Consider the following 25355-nt stretch of genomic DNA (forward strand, 5'->3'; position numbering starts at 1 on the left):
TACTGTGAAAATGAAAAAAATTATAATAGCAATATTGGCTTTATTTACAATTTATTCTTGCCAAGATTACTTAAATGTAAAGCCAGAAAATGTAATGACAGTTAGTTCTTACCAAGATGTCAAGTCTCTTTTAGGAGGACACCTAAAGTCTTTTCAAGATGGCGATACGAGACAAGCCTTGAGTAATGTCCCAATTTTCTTTAGCGACAATAAGGATTATTTAATTACGCACTTTTATAGCGATGATTATGATCTTGAAAAATATTTGGATAATTACATGGGGAGAAACAATAGAGGGGATTTTCAAAAATCTCAAGATTGGAAACACCCAGATATTAATGAGCAAATATGGAAAACGGGATTTAAATCAATTGGATTCTACAATATGGTTTTGTTCGAGTTGGATAAAGTAAAGGCTTCTGAAGATGAAAGAAATATTATAAAAGGTGAAGTTAAGACATTAAGAGCTTGGAACTTCTTTAGATTACTCCAATTTTTTTCGCCTTACCACAATAATAGTCTTGGTCTACCATTGAATACAAACCCAGACAAAGTTGGAGATTACGATAAATCAAGAAAATCACAGGTGGAAAATTACGACTTTATTATAAATGAACTAGAAGAAGTTTTAAATTATAAAACAAAACCTAAACAGGGATATAATATATTTTATGATAAGAAAATTGTCCACGCTCTTTTAGCCCAAGTGTATTTGTATAAAGGAGACTCGGGGGCAAAGGCAGCAACAGACTATGAGAAAGCAATTGCCCATGCTCAAAAAGCGATGGAAGGGCGTCTTAGCTTAGAAGAAATTTCAAGAAATCCGACGGAAAATGAAAGCTATGGTATTAATAAAGAAAAGACATATTCTTTATTATCGTTTATGTACAACGATACAAATAGAATTTTTAATCTTGTAGGGATGCCAGCTTGGGGTATGTTTCAATATGCCTCAGATGAATTATTTAGCTTATTTGATGAAAACGATAAAAGAACTGATTTATATTTCAATAAGGATAAAGGTATTTTGAAGTTTGAGTCAGAGTTTCAATACTCGTATTGTAAGTGGGATTTCTTTACTGCGAGCGAAATGCAATTGATTATAGCTGAAAGTTATGCCCGAAAAGGTGATGAAGAGAATGCTAAAAGAGCATTAAAAGTCTTTACAGATTCAAGGTATAATAAATACCTTTCCAAAGAAAATTTATCAACATTGGATAAAATTTTGATTGAACGCAGAAAAGAATTTTGCTTTGATTACTGCATGAGATGGATTGATTTGACTCGATTGCAAAAAGGCTTTAAACATAAATCTGTAGGCAAGAAAAAAGACCAAAAAGAATTTTTTGAATTATCAAATGGGGATTTCAGATTTTGTATGCCAATTCCGAAATCAGGTGAGTTGCAAAATAATAAAATAGAACAAAACCCTGGCTGGGGTAACTTTTAAAATATAGTAAAAATGAAATTTTTAAAATTTTTTGTACTGAGTATAATAGCATTGCTTATGCTCAATTCTTGTAACAAAGATGAAACTGAATATTCGATTGGTTTTATCGGATTCGATAAAATAGCAAAAATCGAGCTATCTCCTAATAGTCCTCAATTAATTGCAGATGGAGTGGCTGAGCTAAAATTTAAGGTAAAATGTTATTATCTGATAAAAGATACAGTACTTGTGCCTATGCTAGCAGATAGAGTTCCTCTAGACAAAATAGAAATAAAATCATCTGACGGGCAAAAAATAAAGTTGTCTGAGGCTTATACAACAAAATCCAAAGCAGATTCAATAGCCTTTACCTGTACAGTGGGAGATAAAACATCAAATGAGGTGAAAGTAGCATTGACAGAACCCGTTGTGAACAATGATGAAGAGATAGTTGTGCCAATTATTTTTCATGCATTATATACTGAGGAAACAAAAAACAACACCAAAAATTTAAATAAAGAATTTCTTCAAGATATTGTGAATAAAACCAACAAAGTTTTTGCTAATGAAGTGAATAAATCCCCTAGTAGTTTCAATTCAGGAATTAAATTTAAGGTGCATAAATTAGAATTTGTAAAAGTAGATGCAGAAATAATGAGCAGTCAATTTGATTTGTATAACTACATTTCAGAGAATTTAATCGAGGAGCCTGAAAAATATTTAAATGTTTGGATACTAAATACTCAGATGTGGAAGTTAGGAGATGATGCATGTGTTCCTGCGTTCACATTCGGAGATCCATCAAAAATTAAAGGACTTGATTTGGAGGTTGTTAAAAGTATAGATGAAATTAAAAAAATAAAACCAGAATATGTCGGTTTTGCTCTAACATATGGAGGCATTTATCAGATGAAAGAGGGGTATGGCGGTAAATCTTTCTCCTACAGCATAGGAAAGTATTACGGGCTTTTACCAACAGGACATTATAATGAGGATAATCCTCCGATGGAGAACAATGACTTGGATTATTGTCCCGATACCTATTCTTATGTTAAAAAAGAGATGACTTTGCAGAAAAAAACATTTCCTATAAATGGAGATAAAAATAAAATATATTATTACGATTCGTTTAATATAATGGATGAAATATCATCCTCGAAAACAATAAGCAAAGACCAAATCTTTAGAATAAAACAGGTGATGAAAGACTGTCCATTTAGGCAAATGAAATTGTAAATAGAACTAAATTCCGTAAATTATTTTACGGAATTTTTTATTTAAATATGAAATTAAAACACGATTGATAATTATCATGATTTAAAAAACTAATTTTTCAATTTAAAATTTCGTATCTTAGTCCACCAAAATTTTAAACAAAATAACACATGAAAAAATTTATATTGCTCCTTGCTAGCGCGATGACCTTTGCACAAAATGCCAAACCAATGCCTACCATTTTATTTACCAATAAAGATAAAAATTTAAATGGAGGTTGCTACAGAATCCCTTCGCTCATCACAGCACAAGACGGAACTTTGATTGCTGTAGCCGATCAGCGTTTGAATGGTTGTGGAGATTTGAAATACAACGACGACATCAACATCGTGGCGCGTCGTAGCACCGATGGCGGTAAAACTTGGAGTGATATAGAAAGCATTGTGGATTTCCCGAAAGGAGAATCAGCATCAGATGCATCTATGGTTTTGAATAAAAAAACAGGAGATATTATCTTGTTTTACAATTATATGGATTTGAAAAATGAAAAAGACATTTTTAAACAACATTATGTAATCAGCCACGACAATGGCAAAACTTGGAGCAAGTCCTACGATATTACAAGACAAATCGCTCCAGAAAATTCATACAAAGACTTTAAATTCATCACTTCGGGGCGTGCTACCCAAGCACCCGACGGAACGATTTACCAAACTTTGGTAGACCTTCAAAAGAAAGGAGTTTTTATATTTTATTCTAAAAACAATGGCGTTTCATGGAATTTATTAACAGGTTCGGTACAGCCCGCAGATGAAACCAATATTGTTGCCCTGCCAAACGGAAACATTTTGCTAAATGCGCGTGTGGCAGGATTAGGAAGTCGAAAAATCTATGAATTTGCGCCAAATGGCAAATTGTTGAGAGACGAGGTAGTAAAAGCCTTGCCAGATCCTGCTTGTAACGGAGCCATTTTGGACTATCAAGTAGGAAAACAAAATTTACTGTTTTTCTCAAATGCAAACGACAGCAAGAAACGTAAAAATATGACCATAAAATACAGCACAGACAATGGTAATACATGGAGCCAAGGAAAAGTGCTAAATCCAGGATTTTCAGCATATTCATCTTTAGCTCAGTTGGATAACAATGATTTAGGAATTTTATACGAGGTTAATGACTACGGCGACATCGCTTTTAGCTATTTGCCGATAGATTGGGTTTTGTCTCAAAGTGTAAAATAAACCAAAAATTCCCGCTTTTTGTTTTAAGTCAAAAAAATTATCTTTGCACAGCTGAAAAAATCCGAAAAATAAAAGAATGAAATTTCATAAAACGCTCGTTTTATTAATTAGCCTTGCATGCGTGGTGTCATGCCAAAAAAAAGAAAACAAAATACAAACGCCAACTTTAAGTTTAGATTCTTTAAAAATCAATATTCCAGTGATAAATGTTGATGTGGAGCCAGAAGATGAAGGCAGGGAGCAACCTGAGTGGGCTAAAAATGCAGTGATTTATGAAGTAAATGTTCGTCAATTTTCTAAAGAAGGAACGCTAAAAGCCGTAACACAACAGCTAAATCGCATCAAAGATTTGGGGGCAGATGTAGTATGGCTCATGCCGATTTATCCCATTGGGAAAAAGGGGCGAAAAGGCGAGTTGGGAAGCTATTACGCCATTAGAGATTACAAGAAAATCAATCCCGCTTTTGGGAAAGAAGAAGATTTAAAAGTCTTGGTAGACAGTGCACATGCTTTGGGCATGAAAGTTTTGCTCGATTGGGTGGCAAATCATACATCGCCAGACCATTTTTGGGTAAAAGCAAACAAAGATTTTTATGTGCTCGATAGTGCAGGGAAAAAACCAATAAAGCCACTCGGAACAGATTGGGACGATGTAATTCAACTTAATTATAGCAATCCGCAAATGCAGGATTCTATGATAAGTGCCATGCAATATTGGGTGAAAAACTTTGATATAGATGGCTACCGCTGTGATGTGGCAGAAATGGTGCCAATGAGCTTCTGGAACCGAGCTCGCACCGAGCTAGATAGCATAAAAAATGTATTTATGCTTGCCGAGGGCGAAAAGCCTGAGCTTTACGAAGCCTTTAATGCAACTTATGCCTTTGCGTTTAAGGATACGATTTTGGATATTGCGCGTGGTAAAAAAGACTTCAACGCTGTGTATGAATATTTTAAAAATACGATTGAAAAATCTAAACCAAATGATTTGAAATTGTATTTTACCACCAATCACGACGAAAACTCATGGAACTATACCGAGCAAGAAATGTTTGGCGAAAACTATAAGAATTTTACAATTTTAACGTATGCTATGGCGGGTATTCCGCTCATTTACAATGGGCAAGAAGCGGGGCTAGACAAGCGATTGGATTTCTTTAATAAAGATGTAATCCGCTGGGGAAATTACCGAAACTATGCATTTTTTCATCAAATCAATACACTGCATAATCAAAACCCCGTGATGTGGAACAATGGGAAACCTGCAAGCTTTGAAGTAATTAAAGCCGATAGCAATACATTCCAATTCATTCGCTCCAAAGACCGACAAGTCTTGGCATTTTTGCAAAACTATTCGGATAAGCCACAATTTGTAGCGAAATTAAGCCTAAACGGATTGAATACTAAAATCAATTTGCTTAACAATCAGCCCATTCCAGAGGACAATCGTGGAATAGAAATTCCACCGCACCAGACCATCATCATCGGTCAAGAAAATTAGTATAAAAGCCTAATTTCCTTATGTGCAAAAGCTTGAATGGGCTTGTTTTCTAGCTCAATCAAAGCTTTGCCTTCGGGCGTAATGCCTCGCAAGATTCCGTTTTGCAAAATACCATTATGCTCATAAGTTGCTACTTGATCTTTCACGAACAGCGATTTTAAATAATAATCATTGATTTCGTCGAATTTTTTGTCCAAGATTAAATGATAATTTTGGCTAAAAACGGACATAATTTGCTCAAGCAATTGCGCCAAATCCTCATTAAAGTCAACATTAAAACAAGCAAGCGAAGTGGCGTTGAGCATGCCAAAATCACGCTGAAAAACATTTAGCCCAATTCCAATTACCGAAAAATCAATTTTGTCATGTTTTATTCGGTTTTCGATTAGGATTCCGCCTAGTTTTTTGCGATTTAGAATCAAGTCGTTAGGCCATTTCACTTTTACAGGAAACTGCCAATCTGTCAAAAACTGGTGCAAGCAATTAGCCACCCAACGATTGAGGTAGGCTTGGTCTTTTAAATCTAAATTTTTTAGTAAAAAACTAAAGGTTAAGTTTTGATTATCAGACGATAGCCATTGGTTGCCTGCATAGCCCTTTCCATGTGTCTGTGCATCGCACCACACCACGGTAAACGCCTCGGCTCCTTGCTCTGCCAATTGGTATAACTTTTGATTAGTTGATGGCAATGATTTATAACGAATAAATTTTACAGAATTCGGCTCTTTCATAGTACAAAGATAGCTTGTATTTTGTAGGATTTGTTTTATTTTTGCAATTATATAAAAATATTTGAATGTCAGAAAATTCATCAAAGAAACTCCTTGACTCTGTAGTCCTTGGAATCGAAGATTTAAAGGGAGAAGATATCACCGTATTAGACTTGCGCGAAATAGAAAATGCTGTATGCGATTATTTTGTCGTGTGTACAGGAAACTCAAACACGCAAGTTTCGGCAATTGCCAATTCCATTGAGCGCACCGTGCGAAAAGAAAACAAAGAGCGACCAATCAGCGTGGAAGGAAAAGAAAACGCGATGTGGGTGTTGCTAGATTACGCATCGGTTGTGGTGCATGTGTTCCAGCGAAATATTCGTGAATATTACGATATAGAAAGCATGTGGGGCGATGCCAAAACCATCAATGTTCAACCTGAAAAATCTGCGGAATAAATGCCAGAAATCAATAACAATAATAATAACAATAGAAATAAGCCTACTTTTAATCTAAATTGGCTTTACACTTCGCTTGCTATATTTTTGATTGGGTGGTTTTTCTTTATGAACGATGCCTTTCAATCAAAATCTAAAAAAATTCAAGAAAATCAATTTTTTGAATATGTAGAAAAAGGTTATGTAAAGAAATATGTATTTAATAAAGACAGCGATGTGGTAGATGTGTATCTTACCGATGCTGCTTTAGAAAATCCAGAGTTTAAAGGACTTAAACAAGAGTCTGGTATTATGGGACAAAGCCCAAATATGACTTTTAAAGTACTTTCTAAAACCGATTTTGCACGCAAAATGGATCAGTTGCCAAAAGAAGCGACCGAGCATTTAAAGAGTGATATTGAGGAAGAAAGTGTTTGGACAAGTTTATTGATCAATGTGGGCGTTTGGTTCTTATTGATTTTTATTCTTTGGAGTTTTGTATTCCGTCGCATGGGCGGAGGCGGAGGTCCTGGCGGACAAATCTTTAACATAGGGAAATCTCGTGCAAAATTGTATGATGAAAACGATAAAGTAAAAGTTTCATTTAGAGATGTCGCAGGACTAGAAGGAGCTAAAGAAGAAGTAGAAGAAATCGTAGAATTTCTTAAAAATCCAGATAAATATACCCAATTGGGAGGTAAAATTCCTAAAGGTGCCTTGCTTGTAGGCCCTCCAGGTACAGGTAAAACGCTTTTGGCTAAAGCCGTAGCAGGAGAGGCAAAAGTACCGTTTTTCTCGCTTTCAGGTTCCGATTTTGTGGAAATGTTTGTGGGAGTAGGAGCTTCGAGAGTAAGAGATTTATTTAAAAAGGCTAAAGAAAAATCGCCTTCAATCATATTTATCGATGAGATAGATGCCATTGGTCGTGCGCGTGGCAAAAATGCGATGACTGGCGGAAACGATGAGCGCGAAAATACATTGAATCAGTTGCTTACCGAGATGGATGGCTTTGGAACAGATACTAATGTAATCGTGCTTGCTGCGACCAACCGTGCCGATATTTTGGACAAAGCCTTGATGCGTGCAGGTCGTTTTGATCGAAGAATCTATGTGGATTTACCAGAAATCCATGAGCGTCAAGAAATTTTTAAAGTGCATACAAGAAATTTAAAAATTAAAGATGAACTTGATATTGAATTTCTAGCCAAACAAACACCTGGATTTAGTGGAGCAGATATTGCTAACTTGTGTAACGAGGCCGCTTTAATTGCCGCGAGAAAAGGAAAATCAGCGATAGATAAACAAGATTTCTTGGATGCGGTAGATAGAATTATCGGAGGTCTAGAGAAAAAAGGCAAGATTATTAAGCCTCAAGAAAAACGCAGAATAGCATTCCACGAGGCAGGACATGCAACTGTGAGCTGGTTGCTAGAACACGCTTCGCCATTGGTCAAGGTTACTATTGTTCCGCGTGGTCGTTCGCTAGGAGCTGCTTGGTATTTGCCAGAAGAAAGACAAATCACCACGCCAAGCCAATTAAAAGATGAAATGTGTGCTCTTTTAGGTGGGCGTGCTGCCGAGCAAGTGATTTTTGGAGATTACTCAACAGGAGCACAAAACGACTTGGAGCGAGCCTTTAAACAAGCCAATGCCATGGTTACGATTTATGGATTGAGCGACAAAGTGGGGCACATTTCGTATTATGACAGTTCTGGACAATCGGATTACAGCTTCAGCAAGCCGTATTCTGAAAAAACAGCTGAATTAATCGATAGCGAAATTAAAGCTTTGATAGATGAGCAATACCAGCGTTGTATTGATTTGCTGACAGAGAACAAAGATAAATTATCTGAATTGGCAAAAATCCTCATTGAGAAGGAGGTCATTTTCCGTGATGATTTGGAAAAAATCTTTGGAAAACGTGTTTTTGACGAAGAAAATGATTTGGTAGCAGATTCTGTGAGCCAATCGCATAGAAAGCCAGAAGTGCAAGATTTACCTGAAAGCACAGAGTTGCCTTCGTCAAACGATTTGCCAGAAAACAACAATGACACTCCATCGCTTGAGAATTTAGGCTAAGGATTTGTTTAAGATATTTAAAAACACATCGCGGGGTTCCTAAGAACCCCGCGATGTGTTTTTTTGTACGAAAAATAAGGAGATTAATCTAGTCTCTTTACTTCATCTTTATTACCAAGTTCTTTTTCTTTCACTCTAATTTTTTCGTTACCAAATTTATAACTAAAACCAAGAGTGAAACTTCTGTTATCATCATAAGTATTGTAAATCTGTTTAACGCCATTGGTATATGTTGTTACATTAGGAGAAGAGGTTTTAAATACATCATTAATCCTAGCGGTTAGTTGTAGCTTTTTATCCATAAAATTCATTTTAAAGCCTAAATCTAGTTTCCAAAAAGGATCTATATTGAACATAAATTCATTTCCTCTTGTCTGTCCATAAAAAGATGCTTCTGCCTGAATAGTTCCTTCACGGTTTAACAGAAATACTTGGTTTGTGTATGCTTGAAATTTCCAGCCATTAAAAATTTTATCTGTTCCTAAATTTACATCTGTCATCGTTTCTTGATATACTCCAGAAATCATAGATGTAGTATTCCACCATTTAAATGGATTAAATAATATTGTTTGAGATGCGCCATAAGATTTTAAATTACCAACATTTTGAAATGTGTAGTATTGTTGTTTTTGATTAGTATCAACTTTGGGGATTTGACTGGCTATGTCTTCAATATAGTTAAAATACAATTCAGTAATAAATGCCTTTTTTAATATGTATTTAAATCTTATTTCATTCGAGAAACTAGGTTGCAAATTAGGGTTACCTTCAACATAAGAATTAGCATTAATATAGAATTTAAAAGGGTTTAATCTAGCAAAACTTGGTCTATTGATGCGTCTATTTAAAGATAAATTAAATATATTGTTTATATCCTTGGTATAAGATAAATATAGGGTTGGGAATAGTTGTACATAATTCTTTTTATTCACTTGGTTTAAATTTTTAGAAAATCCTTCGGTTTGAGTGAATTCTGAACGAAGTCCTAATTTAGCTTGTAAATTTTCATTAAACTTTTTAGATATATCCAAATATAATGCTTGAATATCTTCTGTATATTTAAATGCATTGCTTTTATTTTGAGAAAATACAGGGATTCCATTACTTAGATCATAAAAATTAACATCATTATTAGTTGTTGTTCTAGCAATCTTACCACCATAAGAATAGTTAGCAAATTTGGTCGGATGTTGAAAATCTACTTTAGCACTATAATTTTCAATATTTTGAATTCCAGTATTATTAGTCTTTTGAAATGTTGAGTGATACCCCGATTGTTCACTTTTAAATTCTCTATCTTTATTGTTTTTATAATTAAAATAATCTAAATCTATAAACATCTCACTGCCTAAGGTGTCTAATTTCTGAGAGTAATGCACATTCAAGATGTTATTTATGGTTTTTTGTTTCATTCCCCCTATGTTTTTTACTTTTCCTATTAAGGTATTATGTGTATTCATGATGAATGTGTTACTGTTCTTGATTGAATTAGGTTTTTTATAATCTCCTGAGTAAAAGATTCCTATGTTGGATTTGTTACTTATTTGATAATCAATCCCTAATTTTCCAGAAATATAATCACTAGCTATTTTGGTTTTTATTGTATCTTTCCATACTCCTGCAGGATAATAAATATTCATTTTAGTTAGTTTTTGGGAGTGTCCATTTTTTCCATCTATAGAGGCAAATATTTTCCATTTTTGATGACTGTAATTAAAGGTGTTGCCTAATTGTGTTGCTGGATATGTTGTCTGTGTGTAAGAGGTTCTAATTTGATTATTCCAAGAATTTTCTTTTGGTCTTTTTAAAATAATATTGATAAGGCCTCCATTTCCTTCAGCTTGGTACTTTGCTGGTGGTGTGCTAATTACTTCAATATTTTTAATATCATCAGAAGAAAAACTACTTAAGTAGCTCACTAATTCCTCTCCAGATAGAGGAACAACCCTATCATTGATTAAGACCCTTGCACCTGATTTGCCTATGATATTTATGTTATTATTATTTACTTGAACACTTGGCGTAACCTTAAGCAAATCTAAAGCATTCCCGTTGCTAGAAGATACAGAATTTTCAACATTAAATACCAGCCTATCAACTTTTTGGTCGATCATTTTTTTTCTCGCTACAACTACAAATTCTTTTAATGTTGTACCTCCCTCTTTTAAAATTATAGTTCCAAGTTCAAATGTCTTTGGCTTAATTGTTTGAGTTTCCAATCCTACAAAACTTATTTCAATACGATCTACAGGTTTTTTATCCTCTACTTCCAAATTAAAGTCACCATTATTGTCGGTAATAGTACCTTCAATAATGTTATTATTCTCGTCTATAGCTAAGATGTCTGCATATGGAACTGGTATTTGTTGCTCATCAATTATCTTTCCCTTGTATGTTATAGTTTGGGAAAAAACTATAGTACTAAGCATTAGCAATAAAAAATTTAAAATTACATTTCTCATAAATTCTGTTTTTAATTAATTACTTATTTTACATTACGAAATTAGGTGATATTGTTTGAATAATAATTACACAAAAGTGTAGTAATTTTCTGATCTATAGTAAACTACAAAAAAGTGTAGTTTCTTTTATAAATAGTTGTAGAAATAAAGCTGTTGGAAAATAAACGAAAGTTTCTTTGTTTAACATTTTTTTCTCTATATTTGAAAATAAAAATTAACTATTTGTTTAAATATGAACAACAATCCATTTTTTTTTGATAAAAACACTATTAATAAGCTTTCTGAGAAAGAATTAAAACAGACATATAATTATTTAGCTACGATAGAAGCCTTTTCTAGAGTTACTTATAGTAGCGTTTATGTTATAGATTATCAGAAAAAAGGGTTTGACTTTGTTTCCCATAATCCCTTATTTTTATGTGGTCATAGTCCTGAAGAGGTTCAAGAAATGGGATATGCTTTTTACTTCAAATATGTTCCTGAAGAAGATTTGGAACTTTTATTGAAAATAAATACAACAGGATTTGAATTTTTTCATAAAATACCTGTAGACGAAAGACTTTTATACACTCTTTCTTACGATTTTCATCTTAGAAATAATGAGGGGAAAACGGTGTTGGTTAATCAAAAAATTACGCCGATATATTTAACAGATGAAGGGAAAATATGGAAAGCAATATGTGTTGTTTCAATCTCAGAAAAGAAAAACTCTGGAAATATTACACTTTATAAAAAAGGGAGAAATATAAAATTAGTTTATAATATAGAGGGGGATTACTGGAAAGAGGAGGAGAGATTAAAACTTTCTGAAAGAGAGAAAGAGATATTGATTTATTCAGCAAGAGGTTTTTCTATCGCTCAGATAGCTGAAGCAATTTTTGTATCGGCAGATACAGTAAAGTTTCATAGAAAAAAAATGTTTGAAAAATTAGGTGTTTCAAATATTTCTGAAGCTATTTTTTTTGCGACTAATAATCAATTGATATAATAGCTACTCATTGGCGATAGTAGATAAATAAAATTCTGGAAATGTTTTAACTCTTTTCTTTGTTGCTATTCTAAAGATAAGATCTGTACACATTGAAGCAGCAAGCCAAGAGGCGACAGAAAGTTGTGGAGGAGGAGATGAGATATTTTCATTTTTATATTTTTCGATTATCTTTTCAATCCAAACCTGAGGTGAGTTCCAAAATCTCATATAGCTAGTGGAGTATTTTATAACTTTCAACTCATTTAGCAATTCATCATCTTTATTGATTATATCCAATAATAAACCTTTTGGTGATATAATTGTAACTAATCCACCCCATCCTAGATTAAAAGGATGCAAAATTGGAATTTCTTTCTCTTGACATATTTTGTCAAAAAGTTGAGGCATTTTAGAATTGAAATCTATGGCATTAATAGCTATTTTATTATTATCTATAATAGATTCTATATTATCAATATCTATAAATAGATTGTAAGATTTTATTTTAGCATCAGGATTAATGCCTAGTAGTCTCCTTTTTAAAGCTTCAGCTTTATTGTTTCCAATATCATCCATTAGATAGTTTTGGTGATTTAAATTGGAAAGTTCAACAGAATTGCCATCTACAATGTTTATATGCTCAAATCCAAGTCTTAGAGCGCACTCAGCTATCACACTTCCAATGCCACTACCAGCTATAAGTATAGGGGTGTCTTTTATAAGTGTTTGCTCTTCAGGGCTTATGTACATTCCATTCCTATTATATCTTGAGTCCATAATTTATTATTTCATAGGGTAAAGGTATTATTAAATACAATATTTAATACTACACCAAAGTGTAGTTTTTATAAACAAAGAATAAAAACCTTTAGCAAAAAAAATACCCAGCGAAATGGCTGAGTATTCTTGATTCTTTAATTAAAAAAGGCTTAATAGCTATGCTCGTCTAATTCTACTTTGCCCCAGAAAGTTTTGTAGACAAAGAAGGTGTAGCCCAGCACGAGCGGTCCGCCGATTGCTACGATAAGCATCATGATTTTGAGCGATTTGGTAGACGCCGCTGCATTATACACTGTGATGCTGTTGGCAAGGTCGTTGGTGTTTCTTAAAAGTTCAGGGTAAAGTTCTACCGCCACGAGCATCATCATAAAACTCAAAGTTAGAGAAGAGAAAAGAAACGCTCCACGGAAGTTCTTTTTGTGTGCCAAGCGTGGTACATTAGCAATGCTCAAAAATCCCAAAATTGGGAAGATAAAATAATAAGGTTCAGCCATTAAATCATCGTACAAATGTGGGATGAATGTAAGTGCATAAGCCGTTGTGATGGTGAAAATAATTATAAATAGAATTACGGCTCTTTTTAAAATATTTTCTAACTGAAGAAATAGCTGTCCGCGTGTTTTGATGAGCAAATATATCGCGCCGTGCATTACAAAAAGTGCCAAAATACTTAATCCGCAAAGGATAGAAAACGGATTTAGAAATTGGAAAAAGGCACTTCCCGCATATTCTAGCTCATGATTGAGTGGTATCCCCTGTAAGATGTTTCCAAGCACTACGCCAAGCAAAAATGCCAAAAGATTAGACGAAACGAAATAGGAAATATCCCAAGTTCTTTTCCACCAGCGCATGTTTTCTTTTCCACGGAATTCAATGGAAACGGCACGGAAAATCAGACAAACCAAAAATAGCATAAATGGAATGTACATTGCCGAAAAAAGTGTGGCATAAAACAACGGAAAGCCCGCAAACAACGCACCACCACCGATGACAAGCCAAACCTCGTTACCATCCCACACAGGACCAATGGCATTGAGCGCAATACGGCGGTGATCTTCTCGCTTGAAAAATAAGTGCAACGCACCTGCGCCAAAGTCGAAGCCATCTAAAATGGCGTAACCCGAAAATAATGCACCTACTACCAAAAACCACCAAGTGGGATAATCGATTCCTAATAAAGTTTCCATAGGTATTGCTTAAATTTTAATTTGTTAAATTTCTATCTATAATTCTTTCGTTATAATCTTGGAACCATTTTTTTACCAATTCTTCCGCCTTTTGGTGCTGTGGTAAATTGCGTTCAGAGATTAAATTATGCGCCAAATCGGCGTTGTTTCGTTTATAAATCCCAATGACATCTTTGCCATCGAAGATGTAAATATAATCATTAATGATGAATTGATTATTCACGCCAGTAGAATTAACGATAATATTGGGCTCCTCGCTATTTTCTTGCACCAAACTGCGTCCCCAGCTACGGAAAGGCTTGTTGTAGCCAATCAAATCGGTGAGCGTAGGGTAGATGTCGATTTGTTGTGCAGGCGTGGCTACTTCGCCATGAAGATTATAGTTTTCATTTGGGCTAAAGAATAAAATCGGAATTGCAAAACGATTCATCGTTTTTTGATACTCAGGATAGTAGACTTGGTTGGTGTGATCTGCTACAATCACAAAAATCGTGTTGTGGTACCAAGGCATCTTTTCTGCCGTTTTGAAAAATTGTTTCAATGCAAAATCTGAGTACTCAATCGGTTCGTGAATTGGAATTTTTCCTTGTTTAAATTTTCCGTTGTATTTCTCAGGAATTTTAAACGGGTGATGAGACGAAACACTGAACAAAGTCGCCATAAAAGGCGATTGTTTTTGGTTAAGTGTCTTGGCAAAATATTGGAAAAATGGCTCGTCCCAGATTCCCCAAATTCCGTCGTAATCATCGTCGTTGTTGTATTCCGTTTTGCCATAATAATGATTAAATCCTAAAATATTCCCAAAGCCTAAAAAGCCCATGGAGCCATTAGGTGCCCCATGGAAAAACGAAGTATCGTAGCCCATATCGTTGCATACAGACACGATAGATTGTATTTTTTGATTGGCATACGGCGACGAGGTAAACGCATCTTTGAGCGAAGGAATTCCGCATAAAACCGAAGACATTCCGTGAATGGATTGTCTGCCATTGGCGTAAGCCTCGGTGAAAATTAAACTTTTGCCCGCCAAAGAATCCAAAAATGGCGTATAGGAAACAAAATCTGGAATTTGAGTATTTTTATTGAAAGCTCCGCTGTATTCTTTCCCAAAACTTTCCATGATAAAAATAACGATATTCGGTTTTTCGGGCGTTTCGCGAGGATAATATTTTATGGTCTTAATATCTCGCTCGGCCTCGGCGGTAGGATACCAATTTTCTTTTTTAAAACCATTGCTGCGAATTGTGCGAATCAGCGAAAAAGGGCTGTTCAGGACTAAATTCGCATTCACGGGCTTTTTGGTGTGGCGTCCCGCATCTACCATGTTGATGGGGCGTGTGCTATGCTGAAAATCACCACGGATTCCGCCCACGACTAAAACCGTAATCACGGCAATTTGCAATACCGAAATCCCAAAATATTTCCATAATTGCTCGGGCTTGTAGGTGCGAATTTTCACTTTCTTATACAAGAAAATCCAAAGAATCATCAGCCCAATGTACCAAATCGGTATTGAGGGTTGAGATTTTATAGCTTCCCAGAATACGCGTGCTAAATTGGTTTCGTGTCCCACGACATCGAACACGGCAGAGGTGAGCCTACTTTGGCTAAACTTAAAATAAACAAAATCTCCAAAATTCAAGACATAAGCAATGCCATTGGTAATGAAATACCACCACATCAAAAAGGTTTGAAATCCTTTTCTAGTATTAATGTATAGTGGCAAAATACTCAGTAAAATAAAAACCGAGTTGATGTATAAAATCGCCGTGGTGTCAAAAGCTGTTCCGTAATAGCAAAGCCTAAACAAATCTTTTGTGGAATCCACCGAAAGCAAATCGGCATTGTAGTAATAGAAAAGCAATCGCGCAATTTGGTAAAACACAAATACCAAAAGCAAGCGATAGGCAAGCACTTTAAGCTCGTTGAGGCGAGACCAATTTTTCATTTCTCAAAATTTAAAAAATGCCGAAAATTCGACATTTTGATACATTTTTTTTAGGATTAAATTATTCAGCTTTTGGCAAAAAGATTTCAGCCATCATACAACGAGCACTTCCACCGCCTAGTTTTTCAATGATTGGGATAGAAACACTTATGATTGGGTTGTGTTTTTCAATTGCTTGAATTTGATCAGGCGTAAGCGACTGGTAAGCCGTTTCAGACATCACTAAATATGGCTGATCGTCTTTCCCCAAAACTTGTAGCATATTTCCTGCAAATTGGTGCATTTGTTCATCGGTGATTTTGATGATTTCTTTCCCCGTTTGCTTTAAAGTTTCTACCACATTTTTCTTCTCTTTTTTATCGTCGATGCTGTCTAGGCAAATGATGGCATATTTATCTGCCAAGCACATCATCACATTGGTGTGGTAAATCGGCATACGCTCACCATCTACAGTTTGATTTGCTACAAAGCTAATTGGCGTAAATTCAAAATCTTCGCAAAATTCGATGAATAAACCTTCATCTGTGCGAGGAGAAAGTGCGGCATAAGCATAGCGATTTTCGCGATCGAGAATCATACTTCCTGTGCCTTCCAAGAAAATATCTTCTTGCTCGGCTGCCGAAAAATCGGTTACACCATCAATCACAAAACCGATTTCTTCCAAATAGTCCAAAATATCTTCTCGGCGTTCTGGTCTGCGGTTTTCGGCAAACATAGGATACAGGGCAACCTGTGCATTCTCGTGCGTAGTAATCCAGTTGTTTGGGAAAATAGAATCTGGCGTGTGTGGCTCTTTGGTGTCCTTTACAGTGATTACATTCACGCCGTGGCTGCGCAATTTTTCCACCATTGCCATAAATTCAGCGTGTGCCAATGCCTGCACTTTCTCGCTGTCTCGGCTAGGTTTTTGTTGAAAATAATTGTTTTCAGCCGTTTCGGCATTGTAATAGAACGCCACAGGTTCTATCATTAATATACTATTGGTATTCTGTTTATTTTTCATAAGGCGAATTTACTACTTTTTTAGGAGATTAGTTCATAATTTTTTCCAGATAATGGACGAATGATTCCTTTCATTTCTAAATTTAACAAATCACTCATCAGCGCAAAGCCAGGTTTTTTAAGATTAAGTGCAATTTCATCTATATGCAACTGATTATTCTTGCGCAAAACTTCGACAATTTCTTTTTCTTCGGGCGAAAAATTGATGAATAATTCGCGCTGAATAGGTTTTTGTTTTTTCTGAGGTGTTAAGTTCAAATAGTTTAAAACATCTTTGGCTTCGGTGAGCAAAAATGCTTTGTGTGATTTGATTAAGTGATGACACCCCTTGGAATAAGTGTCGTCCACGCGTCCAGGTACGGCAAAAACATCACGATTATAATTATTAGCGTGAGTAGCAGTGCTCATAGCACCGCCTTTTACGGCAGATTCTACAATGATTGTTGCGTCAGAAAGCCCCGCAATAACTCGGTTTCGGCTTAGGAAAAATTCTCTCTGCGGACGATGAAAAGACGAAAAGCTCGAAATCAAACCGCCATTTTTAAGCATTTTCATGGCGGTGGCTTCGTTTGCTCTGGGATAAATTTCGTGCACCGAATGTGCCAAAACGCCCAAAGTAGGCAAATTATTTTCTAATGCAGCACGATGTGCGGCAGCATCTACACCGAGTGCCAATCCGCTCACGATGACTACGGGCTGATCGGCTAAATCTGCCACAAATTTTTGGATAAATTCTTCGCCGCGGGGTGTCATGTTGCGTGTGCCCACGATCCCGATGAATTTTTTGTCTTTCCAGTCCATTTCGCCACGATGAAAGATAAAACAAGGCGAGTCGCTACATTGTTTCAGTAGATAAGGAAAATCCTCGGAGTAAAAACTTAGAATTTTGATATTTTTTTGTTCGCAAAGTTCAATTTCTTTTTCCGCTCGCTCCAAGAGTTCTGTGTTCCCAATGCCTTCTATTTTCTTGGGCGAAAGGTTTTGAATGCTTAATTTTTCTTTGGTTGAAAGTTCCCAGACACTTTTTGCTGATCCAAAATGGGAGATGAGCTGTTTTGCAGATTCGGCGCCAATGCCAGAAACATAATTAAGTGCCAAAAGATACTTTAAATCATTGTCTTGATACATAAATAGTTATAAAATTGTTGAAATCTCTTTTATAAGTTTTGCATAAAAGTAAGATTTTATTTTTTAATTTTGCTACTATGAACATGAAAAAAACTATAGTTGCATTATTATACCAGTACGATTGTGTCATCGTTCCAGGGCTTGGTGGCTTTATCGCTAAAAACACCGAATCTGAATTTAATCCTATAGATTACACATTTTCTCCGCCGAGAAAAAAAATCGGATTTAATAGCGATTTAGTGCACACCGATGGGCTTTTGGCAAATGCGATTGCCAAAGAAAATGGTATGGATTATAAAAATGCAGTTTTAGCAATTGATAAAGAAGTCGCACTTTGGAAAGAAGCTTTAAATCAAGGGAAAAGCATTCAAATCGAAGGCTTAGGCGTATTGAATAAGCAAAACCAAAGTTTAAACTTTCAGCCAGAGCAAAACATCAATTTTGCACTAGAAACCTTTGGGCTAGAGCCTGTGAAGGCAACTTATATTTTGAGAGAAAAATCTGAACCTAAATCTGTTGCCAAAACAACAAGTGCTTGGGGCTCTTATGCGGCTGCCATTGCACTAGCCATTGGAGTAGGCGTAACTAGCTTTTTTGCCAATCATACACTAGTGCAGCCACAGTTAAGTAGTATTCTTCCATTCACTTTGAATGCAGAAATCCCTCAAAGACAAAATGTAGCAGATTTCATATTAGAACAAAGCGAGCATCCAATCGAAGTTTCTTCTACCTCGAATAAAAACATGGAGGCAAACGAAGTGGTAGTTGCAGAGCCAGTGCCAGTTGTGGAACAAGTAGAGGTAGTAAAGGAGCCAGAGGTGGCAGAAGTTGTGGTGAAACCTTATCAGGTAATTGGGGGTTCATACAAAAGACACAGCGAGGCGATAGAGGAAGTTGCAAACATGAAGAAGAAAGGCTACAACAATGCTGTAATCGTAGGGAAAGTAGGTTCTTATTTCATGGTAGCATACGATACTTTTGACAGCGAAGACGAAGCCTTAGCCTTGAAAAGAAGCCTTGAGGCTAAAAAAGTAGATGTATTTTTAAGAAAATAGGCTAAAAACGATATTTTTTAACACAAAGCAGGAATTTTTCCTGCTTTTTTTGTTTATATTTATCAAAAACAGAAAGAACTTTTACAAATCAATGATGAGACAAAAAGAAATATTTAATTCACTTGTTATAGGTTTAATAGATGATATTCCACAAGGGGAACAATTTGAAAAAGCGGAGCTAAATATAATGAGACTTGAGGGAGTTGTAGAGTTTAATAGCTATATAATTGATGGTGAGAATAAAAAAAGAACTCTAGAAGTTTCTATGGGATACAAATATGCAAAATTAATCCACGAACTCTATAATATAACTCAAAACGAGCCGCCAGTTCATACGAATTGGAACAGAGCAAAGTTTACTTTATTTCATGATGGAAAAATGCAAATGGAATATATTTGGGATCAAGAATTACAAGATGAAGTAGATGGTTACAATAACGATATTAAACCAAATGCTTAGGCTCAAAAGTTGTTAGCAGCAGGTATTTTAATTTTTCGAAGAACCTCTAAAAGAATGTTTAAATCTGAATATTAGATAGATGGAAAATATAAATTGGAAAAATTTGATAATTTATGATTGCAAAAAAACAAAAGTGAAATCCAATCGATTTCGTTGGTCAATCAATTGCCCGAGTTGAATAAAACTGAAGGGTTTATTACAAGAGATATAGTTAAAGGTTACTTTAAAACTGAAAATGGCGAGCGCGTGATGGTTCTCATCAATCAAGAAGATAATTTGCCCTATATTTTAATCACGACTAAAAACGGGCAGAAAATATATTTTTCGTCTGACGATGAAAGCGATTTGGAATTGTATAAAATTTTGAAAGGAGACTTGATGCCAAATGTAGATATTTTAGGAAAATAGGCTAAAAACGATATTTTTAACACAAATCAGGAATTTTTCCTGCTTTTTTTGTTTATATTTATCAAAAACAAAATCTATGTTCATTGCAATAGTATATTCCATTTTATTTGTAATTTTTGGACTGTATATTAATCCAAAACGAGTGCAGTTTCTATTCTTGTGCCGTGGGTTCAACGATTACAGTGATGATAAATTTAATGTATCAGGTTTTTCTTCTTATTTGAAGAAGTTAAATATTTTCCTTGGCATATCCATGCCACTGCTATTTTTTGCGATTTATCATTGGTACGAAGTTGCTTATGCATATTTAAGCCTACTTATTTATCCAATCTTTGTGTATATCTTTTTAATGATAAAACAACCCAGCTTTTATTATGTGAAGCCCAAAAAGTATGAAAAAGAAGATTGGATTTATGCCCCTTATATTGGAATATTTAGTATTGTAGGTGTATTTATACTATTGTATGTGGGGACGAGAAATTCCGAATTGGAAGTGGAAAACGACAAAATCAAAATCACGGGAATTTACGAAACAGAAATAAACAAAAGTGAAATCCAATCGATTTCGTTAGTCAATCAATTGCCTGAGTTGAATAAAACTGAAGGGTTTATTACAAGAGATATAGTTAAAGGTTACTTTAAAACTGAAAAAGGCGAAAGCGTGGTGGTTCTCATCAATCAAGAAGATAATTTGCCTTATATTTTAATCACGACTAAAAACGGGCAGAAAATATATTTTTCGTCCGGCAATAAAAGCAATTTGGAAGTGTATAAAGAATTGAAAGAAAAGCTAAATCTTTAAAATTTATTACGAACTCAAATCTGTGATAGATGTACCTCCCGGTAAGTTTGCAGAGCAATTTATAAAAGACCTTAGCCGTAGAGATGTCAATAGCCTAGACCAAATTAAATGGATATTTAATGGAGCAAAAAAACCGATAGGAAAAGATGGAAAAGCCTTTAAAGAAACAATGGAAAAAGCAATTGATAATCTTCCGATTACAGATGATTTGGCTAAGAAAATACTAGACAACCCTGATGCTACAAAGGCAATACTAAAAAATGAATTAAAATCTAAATTTAATAATATTTTTAAACTTTCGAACTAATGAAAATTATTGAAATAATTGAAAAAATAGATAGTGTATTTCATTTTGGCAATAATTTATGCTATACAAAATCTAATGGAGTCTATATTAATCAAAATCTAATTGATCATAATGAAGATGATTACACTTTCGTGTCAAATGATAATCTTTTTTTTGTTAAAAAAAAGAAAAAGGACTATATATTTATAGAGATAAAAAATTCAATCTATTAAATAAAGAATTTACAAATATTTTTTTCTATAATTTTGAAAACTTCATTTTAAGTAAAATTAATGATGATTTTCCTGTTATTACTTATTTTAAAACTTGTAATTCTGAATTTTCTTTATGCGGTTTAAACTCAATATTATATTTTAAATATAATCATATTGTAACTTATAACACTTTAGAAAAAAAAGAAATTTTAATTGTAGATTATAAAGGAGAAATTATTAAAAAATTTGTAATTAGAGATGGATTTAATATTGATAATAAACCAAAGTTGGTAAACAATATATTATTCTTTAAAGCCTATAATGAAAATCAAAAAAATCAACTATTAACAGGATTAGATATAGAAACAGGAGCAGTAATATGGCAAGATATGTATGAGGTAACCAATGAGCGTAACTTTATTCAAGCCACTGCTTATAATGAAGCAGACCAATTGTATTATGGTTTTTATAGCAACTATCAAGTATTTAATCCTAAAACAGGAAAATTAATTTTCAAAAAAGAAATAGAAGATATAGAAAAATATGATTTAGAACCCTATATAAATGCTATTTATGATGATAAATTATGGTTTGTAAGTGGTAGAGGTTTGCAAACAAAGTTCGGATATATCAATATACAAACGCAACAAATAGAATTATTGCAAGATTTTCCGCAAGAGGAAGATGAGTTTTTTGATGCACCTATATATCACGATGGAAAATTGTATTTAAGAGGTAAACATTTTAATAATCTGTATGTGTTTGAATAGAAAACCAACAGCCTAGACCAAATTAAATGGAAAATCTATGGGCAAAACTTTACCAAAGCAGATTTTGAAAAATATTTAAAAGAGAATAGAGAGGCGATTGAGAAATTACCTATTCAAAAAATAGAGAATCTTCTTCCAGACTCAATGAAAGAAGGATTAAGAGATACAAATAAGTATGATAGAATTTATAAACAACTTATAGATAATTATGAGAAAATATTCATTAAATAAAATATTACATAAAATCCAAGATTTTTTACTAATCAATAATATTTTTGTCTTATCAGAAAATTTTTTGACTGATATTTTAAATAATAGGAGTAAAAAAATAGATTGCCTATCTCTATATATGGTAAATGGATATATACTGACAGATAGTAAAATTGTATTTGATTATAATTTGAATGAAATTGAAATAAAAATTGATGATGAGTTTATGTATAGAAGAAAATCTTATAATAATATTGTCATTTTTAACAATGAAAAAACATTATTCTTTTATGACATTTTAAATGGTCAATTGATAAAAAAAATAGATATTTCTATTTTAAAAGATATGGGAGCTATCTATTGTTTTATTGATGCAAAAACTATATTACTTAAAAATGATTTTTCAAAATTATTTGCCTATGATTATATTAACAATGAAATCCTATGGCAATTTAATATATCCGATTACTTCAATGCTCCATCAGGAGTTTACCAGGGCAGAGTGCTCGTGGTAGGAGACCGGCTAGTATTTTTTGCCCATACCAAGGATTGGAAAAAGGGAGCCACCTTTGTATTAGATGCCCAAACGGGAGAGGTATTAAACAATCCAGCACAGACTATATTTGGAGGAAAACTATTTTTATTTGACGGGTACATATGGCAAAAGAAAGACAAAGGTTTTGCCAAGATGAATCCCAACACTTTTGAAGTAACTCATTATGATTTAAGCCAAGAACTGCCCACAGAAATCATAGACAACAAAACAATGGCATATCACGATGGCGTAATAGCCGTAAGTGCCAAGCCTCAAAAAGGAAGTATCAGAAGTTTGGTATTATTATTTGATACAAAAACTGAGCAGATAATATGGAGAAAAGAAATTTTGCACGATGAGAATAAAGCCTCTACCGATGCAAACAGAAGACAGATAGAAGAAATACAGATGAATGAAAAATATATTGCCGTATCCACCTCAGGTTATTTGTTGTATGTTTTTGAAAAAGAGTAATCATCGAGATTTATACAACGCCACAGATATCTCCCAAATTAAATGGATATTTGATGGGCAGAAAGCCCCTACAGTTTTTTTGCTAAAAAATTATAGCGTAACTTTGTAGCCATAAAACGAAGTTTATGAATATTCCTGATTTAAGTATCAAGCGTGTCGTGGTGATTGGTGCTGGTTTTGCGGGGCTTAACCTTGCCAAAAAACTCAACAAACAAAATCTGCAAGTCGTGCTGATTGATAAAAACAATTATCACACCTTTCAGCCATTGTTGTATCAAGTGGCTACAGCTGGGCTAGAGGCAGATTCTATCGCACACGCCGTGAGAACTTTATTCAAAAAAGAAAAAAACTTTCATTTTAGAATCGCGCAAATCAGCCGTATCGATACCCAAAACAAGAAAATTCATTCCGATATTGGGGATTTAAGCTATGATTATTTAGTTATCGCCACGGGCTCTAAGACCAATTATTATGGCAACAAAAACATAGAAACTTATTCTATGCCTATGAAATCGATTCCGCAAGCTTTGGATTTGCGTCATTTGGTATTGCAGAACTTCGAGGCAGCGTTGCTGACAGATGATTTGGCAGAGCGCGAACGATTGATGAATTTCGTTATCGTAGGAGGTGGGCCAACGGGCGTGGAATTGGCAGGAGCTTTTTCTGAATTAAAGAATCATGTTTTGCCAAATGATTATCCCGATTTAGATATCCGAAGAATGAATGTGCATTTGATCCAAGCGGTAGATCGACTATTGCCAGGTTTTTCAGACAAAGCTTCGACCAAAGTTGCCGAATATTTGCGAAAGATGGATGTGCATGTTTGGCTCAATACCATTGTGCAAGATTACGATGGAAAAGTAGCCAAAACCAATCTCAGAAATTTTGAAACCTCAACCTTGATTTGGGCAGCAGGAGTGCAAGGTAGCACTATCGACGGCATGCCAGAGGAATCCGTGGAAAGAGGAAGATACAAAGTGGATTTGTATAACAAAGTATTGGGCGTAGAAGATATTTATGCCATAGGAGATATCGCTTGTATGCAGTCCGAGGACTATCCGCATGGGCACCCGATGGTGGCACAACCCGCCATTCAGCAAGGAAAGCTTTTGGCTCGCAACCTCAACGCCTTGAGCATAGGTAAAGAAATGAAAGCCTTTAAATATAACGATAAAGGATCCATGGCTACCATTGGGCGAAATAAGGCAGTGGCAGACATCGGAAAATTCAAATTCACAGGATTTTTTGCATGGATGATTTGGATGTTTGTGCATTTAATTTCGCTTGTGGGCTTTAGAAATAAAGTAGTAGCACTCGTAAACTGGGTGATCCAATATTTTCAATACAACAAGGGGGTGCGTCTCATCATTCGTCCATATCGCCGTAAAGTAAAGGAAATCAGCGAGGCAGAGAATATAGAAGCCGTTTTAGAAGCAGATAAAAAATCCTAAAAAAGCAGAAAATCAAAAAATCTCAATAAAAAAATGTTAAAATGTTTGTTGAGAATTTTGCTTTGTTTTAAATTTGCACCTAAGTTGATAAAACAAACTAATATTAAAATTAAAATAAATAGTAAAATGAAAAAAGTATTATTACCATTAGTTGCTGTTGTAGCATTCACTTTCACTTCATGCGAAAAGAAAAACAACGAAGCAACTCCAGTTGCAACTGACGTAGAAAACGTACAAGGAGAAAACGTTGCTGACGCTCAAGAAGATGTTAACGCTGAAGTAGCTGATGCTCAAAAAGCATTAAACGATGCTCAACAAGCATTAGAAGAAGCTAAAGCTAAAGGAGACGAAGCTGCTGCTAAAGTTGCAGAAGAAAAAGTTGCTGAATTGCAAAAAAAATTAGACGAGATCCAAGCTAAAGCTGCTGAAACTCTACAAGCTGTAGACGGTGCTGCTGACAACGCTGGTCAAGTTCTAGACAATGTTAAAGATCAAGTAGAAGAAAAAACTGACGCGGTAGAAAACGCTGCAGAAAAAGTAGAAGAAGCTGTAAAATAATTCAGTTTTTTTGAATAAGATTCAAGCCATTTGCTCAGC

The 25355-nt window shown here is 34.5% G+C and carries 23 protein-coding genes; 16 read left to right on the forward strand and 7 right to left on the reverse strand.

Annotated features, from left to right (window positions below):
- The first annotated feature begins 10 nt into the window (after positions 1 to 10).
- The 4 genes from ORNRH_RS09420 to ORNRH_RS09435 all read left to right on the forward strand — a co-directional run bounded on the left by ORNRH_RS09420 (position 11) and on the right by ORNRH_RS09435 (position 5386).
- A complete protein-coding gene (locus ORNRH_RS09420; RefSeq protein ID WP_014791621.1) occupies positions 11 to 1450 on the forward strand; it encodes a RagB/SusD family nutrient uptake outer membrane protein in 1440 nt (479 codons plus the stop codon).
- A gap of 12 nt (positions 1451 to 1462) precedes the next feature.
- Positions 1463 to 2665 (forward strand): hypothetical protein, encoded by a 1203-nt coding sequence (locus ORNRH_RS09425; protein WP_014791622.1) that lies wholly within the window; start codon positions 1463 to 1465, stop codon positions 2663 to 2665.
- Positions 2666 to 2814: 149 nt separating this feature from the next.
- A complete protein-coding gene (locus ORNRH_RS09430) occupies positions 2815 to 3885 on the forward strand; it encodes a sialidase family protein (RefSeq protein ID WP_014791623.1) in 1071 nt (356 codons plus the stop codon).
- Between the two features lie 76 nt (positions 3886 to 3961).
- Positions 3962 to 5386 carry an alpha-amylase family glycosyl hydrolase gene (locus ORNRH_RS09435; protein WP_014791624.1) on the forward strand — a complete coding sequence of 475 codons (1425 nt, stop codon included), beginning with the start codon at positions 3962 to 3964 and terminating at the stop codon, positions 5384 to 5386.
- Here ORNRH_RS09435 and ORNRH_RS09440 read toward each other — a convergent pair.
- Positions 5383 to 6117 (reverse strand): biotin--[acetyl-CoA-carboxylase] ligase, encoded by a 735-nt coding sequence (locus tag ORNRH_RS09440; protein WP_014791625.1) that lies wholly within the window; start codon positions 6115 to 6117, stop codon positions 5383 to 5385. The genes ORNRH_RS09435 and ORNRH_RS09440 overlap by 4 nt on opposite strands.
- Before the next feature lie 65 nt (positions 6118 to 6182).
- On the opposite strand from ORNRH_RS09440, the gene rsfS reads away from it, so the two are divergent.
- Positions 6183 to 6557: a ribosome silencing factor gene (gene rsfS / locus ORNRH_RS09445; RefSeq protein WP_014791626.1), complete on the forward strand. Its 375-nt coding sequence runs from the start codon at positions 6183 to 6185 to the stop codon at positions 6555 to 6557.
- On the forward strand, positions 6558 to 8615 hold the full coding sequence (gene ftsH, locus ORNRH_RS09450) for an ATP-dependent zinc metalloprotease FtsH (protein WP_014791627.1): 2058 nt from the start codon (positions 6558 to 6560) through the stop codon (positions 8613 to 8615). It begins immediately after the preceding gene.
- 83 nt (positions 8616 to 8698) lie between these two features.
- Here the strand turns inward: ftsH and ORNRH_RS09455 are convergent, their stop codons facing one another.
- Positions 8699 to 11077 (reverse strand): outer membrane beta-barrel family protein, encoded by a 2379-nt coding sequence (locus tag ORNRH_RS09455; RefSeq protein ID WP_014791628.1) that lies wholly within the window; start codon positions 11075 to 11077, stop codon positions 8699 to 8701.
- Between the two features lie 232 nt (positions 11078 to 11309).
- Here ORNRH_RS09455 and ORNRH_RS09460 point away from each other — a divergent pair, with 232 nt between their 5' ends.
- On the forward strand, positions 11310 to 12065 hold the full coding sequence (locus ORNRH_RS09460) for a response regulator transcription factor (protein WP_014791629.1): 756 nt from the start codon (positions 11310 to 11312) through the stop codon (positions 12063 to 12065).
- Between the two features lie 3 nt (positions 12066 to 12068).
- On the opposite strand, the gene ORNRH_RS09465 is transcribed toward ORNRH_RS09460, so the two are convergent.
- The 5 genes from ORNRH_RS09465 to dprA form a co-directional block, all read right to left on the reverse strand.
- A complete protein-coding gene (locus ORNRH_RS09465; protein WP_014791630.1) occupies positions 12069 to 12824 on the reverse strand; it encodes a ThiF family adenylyltransferase in 756 nt (251 codons plus the stop codon).
- Positions 12825 to 12976: 152 nt separating this feature from the next.
- Positions 12977 to 14014, reverse strand: a complete 1038-nt coding sequence (gene cydB, locus ORNRH_RS09470) for a cytochrome d ubiquinol oxidase subunit II (RefSeq protein WP_014791631.1) — start codon at positions 14012 to 14014, stop codon at positions 12977 to 12979.
- A gap of 16 nt (positions 14015 to 14030) precedes the next feature.
- Complete coding sequence (locus tag ORNRH_RS09475) at positions 14031 to 15962, reverse strand: LTA synthase family protein (protein ID WP_014791632.1); 1932 nt, start codon at positions 15960 to 15962, stop codon at positions 14031 to 14033.
- 61 nt (positions 15963 to 16023) lie between these two features.
- On the reverse strand, positions 16024 to 16965 hold the full coding sequence (gene ctlX / locus ORNRH_RS09480) for a citrulline utilization hydrolase CtlX (RefSeq protein ID WP_014791633.1): 942 nt from the start codon (positions 16963 to 16965) through the stop codon (positions 16024 to 16026).
- Positions 16966 to 16985: 20 nt separating this feature from the next.
- Positions 16986 to 18092, reverse strand: coding sequence for a DNA-processing protein DprA (dprA, locus tag ORNRH_RS09485; protein ID WP_014791634.1), 1107 nt, complete (start codon positions 18090 to 18092; stop codon positions 16986 to 16988).
- 83 nt (positions 18093 to 18175) lie between these two features.
- On the opposite strand from dprA, the gene ORNRH_RS11700 reads away from it, so the two are divergent.
- The 9 genes from ORNRH_RS11700 (at position 18176) to ORNRH_RS09535 (ending at position 25316) form a co-directional block, all read left to right on the forward strand.
- Positions 18176 to 19147 (forward strand): HU domain-containing protein, encoded by a 972-nt coding sequence (locus ORNRH_RS11700; RefSeq protein WP_169313190.1) that lies wholly within the window; start codon positions 18176 to 18178, stop codon positions 19145 to 19147.
- 91 nt (positions 19148 to 19238) lie between these two features.
- On the forward strand, positions 19239 to 19607 hold the full coding sequence (locus tag ORNRH_RS09495; RefSeq protein WP_014791636.1) for a hypothetical protein: 369 nt from the start codon (positions 19239 to 19241) through the stop codon (positions 19605 to 19607).
- A gap of 117 nt (positions 19608 to 19724) precedes the next feature.
- Positions 19725 to 20015 (forward strand): hypothetical protein, encoded by a 291-nt coding sequence (locus ORNRH_RS09500; protein WP_014791637.1) that lies wholly within the window; start codon positions 19725 to 19727, stop codon positions 20013 to 20015.
- 76 nt (positions 20016 to 20091) lie between these two features.
- A complete protein-coding gene (locus ORNRH_RS09505; RefSeq protein ID WP_014791638.1) occupies positions 20092 to 20817 on the forward strand; it encodes a hypothetical protein in 726 nt (241 codons plus the stop codon).
- A 22-nt stretch (positions 20818 to 20839) separates the two neighbouring features.
- Positions 20840 to 21124: a hypothetical protein gene (locus ORNRH_RS09510; RefSeq protein WP_014791639.1), complete on the forward strand. Its 285-nt coding sequence runs from the start codon at positions 20840 to 20842 to the stop codon at positions 21122 to 21124.
- Positions 21125 to 21605: 481 nt separating this feature from the next.
- Complete coding sequence (locus tag ORNRH_RS09520) at positions 21606 to 22088, forward strand: hypothetical protein (protein WP_014791641.1); 483 nt, start codon at positions 21606 to 21608, stop codon at positions 22086 to 22088.
- 349 nt (positions 22089 to 22437) lie between these two features.
- Entirely contained in the window at positions 22438 to 23307 is an 870-nt protein-coding gene (locus tag ORNRH_RS09525) for a PQQ-binding-like beta-propeller repeat protein (protein ID WP_155814527.1), read from the forward strand.
- A 125-nt stretch (positions 23308 to 23432) separates the two neighbouring features.
- The gene (locus ORNRH_RS09530; protein ID WP_014791643.1) at positions 23433 to 24758 is read left to right on the forward strand and encodes an NAD(P)/FAD-dependent oxidoreductase; all 1326 of its coding nucleotides are present in this window, start codon (positions 23433 to 23435) and stop codon (positions 24756 to 24758) included.
- 126 nt (positions 24759 to 24884) lie between these two features.
- Positions 24885 to 25316, forward strand: coding sequence for a hypothetical protein (locus tag ORNRH_RS09535; protein ID WP_155814528.1), 432 nt, complete (start codon positions 24885 to 24887; stop codon positions 25314 to 25316).
- The last annotated feature ends 39 nt before the right edge of the window (positions 25317 to 25355 follow it).

Origin of the sequence: Ornithobacterium rhinotracheale DSM 15997, assembly GCF_000265465.1 — a bacterium.
GTDB classification, from domain to species: Bacteria; Bacteroidota; Bacteroidia; order Flavobacteriales; family Weeksellaceae; genus Ornithobacterium; species Ornithobacterium rhinotracheale.

Excerpts from the sequence above, each read along its gene's own strand:
- ORNRH_RS09495 (WP_014791636.1), top strand. The coding sequence starts at position 19,239 with ATGATGAGACAAAAAGAAATATTTAATTCACTTGTTATAGGTTTAATA.
- dprA (WP_014791634.1), bottom strand. The coding sequence starts at position 18,092 with ATGTATCAAGACAATGATTTAAAGTATCTTTTGGCACTTAATTATGTT.
- ORNRH_RS09440 (WP_014791625.1), bottom strand. The coding sequence starts at position 6,117 with ATGAAAGAGCCGAATTCTGTAAAATTTATTCGTTATAAATCATTGCCA.
- ORNRH_RS09530 (WP_014791643.1), top strand. The coding sequence starts at position 23,433 with ATGAATATTCCTGATTTAAGTATCAAGCGTGTCGTGGTGATTGGTGCT.
- ORNRH_RS09505 (WP_014791638.1), top strand. The coding sequence starts at position 20,092 with ATGTTCATTGCAATAGTATATTCCATTTTATTTGTAATTTTTGGACTG.
- ftsH (WP_014791627.1), top strand. The coding sequence starts at position 6,558 with ATGCCAGAAATCAATAACAATAATAATAACAATAGAAATAAGCCTACT.
- ORNRH_RS09460 (WP_014791629.1), top strand. The coding sequence starts at position 11,310 with ATGAACAACAATCCATTTTTTTTTGATAAAAACACTATTAATAAGCTT.
- rsfS (WP_014791626.1), top strand. The coding sequence starts at position 6,183 with ATGTCAGAAAATTCATCAAAGAAACTCCTTGACTCTGTAGTCCTTGGA.
- ORNRH_RS09420 (WP_014791621.1), top strand. The coding sequence starts at position 11 with ATGAAAAAAATTATAATAGCAATATTGGCTTTATTTACAATTTATTCT.
- ORNRH_RS11700 (WP_169313190.1), top strand. The coding sequence starts at position 18,176 with ATGAAAAAAACTATAGTTGCATTATTATACCAGTACGATTGTGTCATC.
- ORNRH_RS09525 (WP_155814527.1), top strand. The coding sequence starts at position 22,438 with ATGGTAAATGGATATATACTGACAGATAGTAAAATTGTATTTGATTAT.
- ORNRH_RS09475 (WP_014791632.1), bottom strand. The coding sequence starts at position 15,962 with ATGAAAAATTGGTCTCGCCTCAACGAGCTTAAAGTGCTTGCCTATCGC.
- ORNRH_RS09465 (WP_014791630.1), bottom strand. The coding sequence starts at position 12,824 with ATGGACTCAAGATATAATAGGAATGGAATGTACATAAGCCCTGAAGAG.
- ORNRH_RS09430 (WP_014791623.1), top strand. The coding sequence starts at position 2,815 with ATGAAAAAATTTATATTGCTCCTTGCTAGCGCGATGACCTTTGCACAA.
- ORNRH_RS09425 (WP_014791622.1), top strand. The coding sequence starts at position 1,463 with ATGAAATTTTTAAAATTTTTTGTACTGAGTATAATAGCATTGCTTATG.
- ORNRH_RS09435 (WP_014791624.1), top strand. The coding sequence starts at position 3,962 with ATGAAATTTCATAAAACGCTCGTTTTATTAATTAGCCTTGCATGCGTG.
- cydB (WP_014791631.1), bottom strand. The coding sequence starts at position 14,014 with ATGGAAACTTTATTAGGAATCGATTATCCCACTTGGTGGTTTTTGGTA.
- ctlX (WP_014791633.1), bottom strand. The coding sequence starts at position 16,965 with ATGAAAAATAAACAGAATACCAATAGTATATTAATGATAGAACCTGTG.
- ORNRH_RS09535 (WP_155814528.1), top strand. The coding sequence starts at position 24,885 with ATGAAAAAAGTATTATTACCATTAGTTGCTGTTGTAGCATTCACTTTC.
- ORNRH_RS09455 (WP_014791628.1), bottom strand. The coding sequence starts at position 11,077 with ATGAGAAATGTAATTTTAAATTTTTTATTGCTAATGCTTAGTACTATA.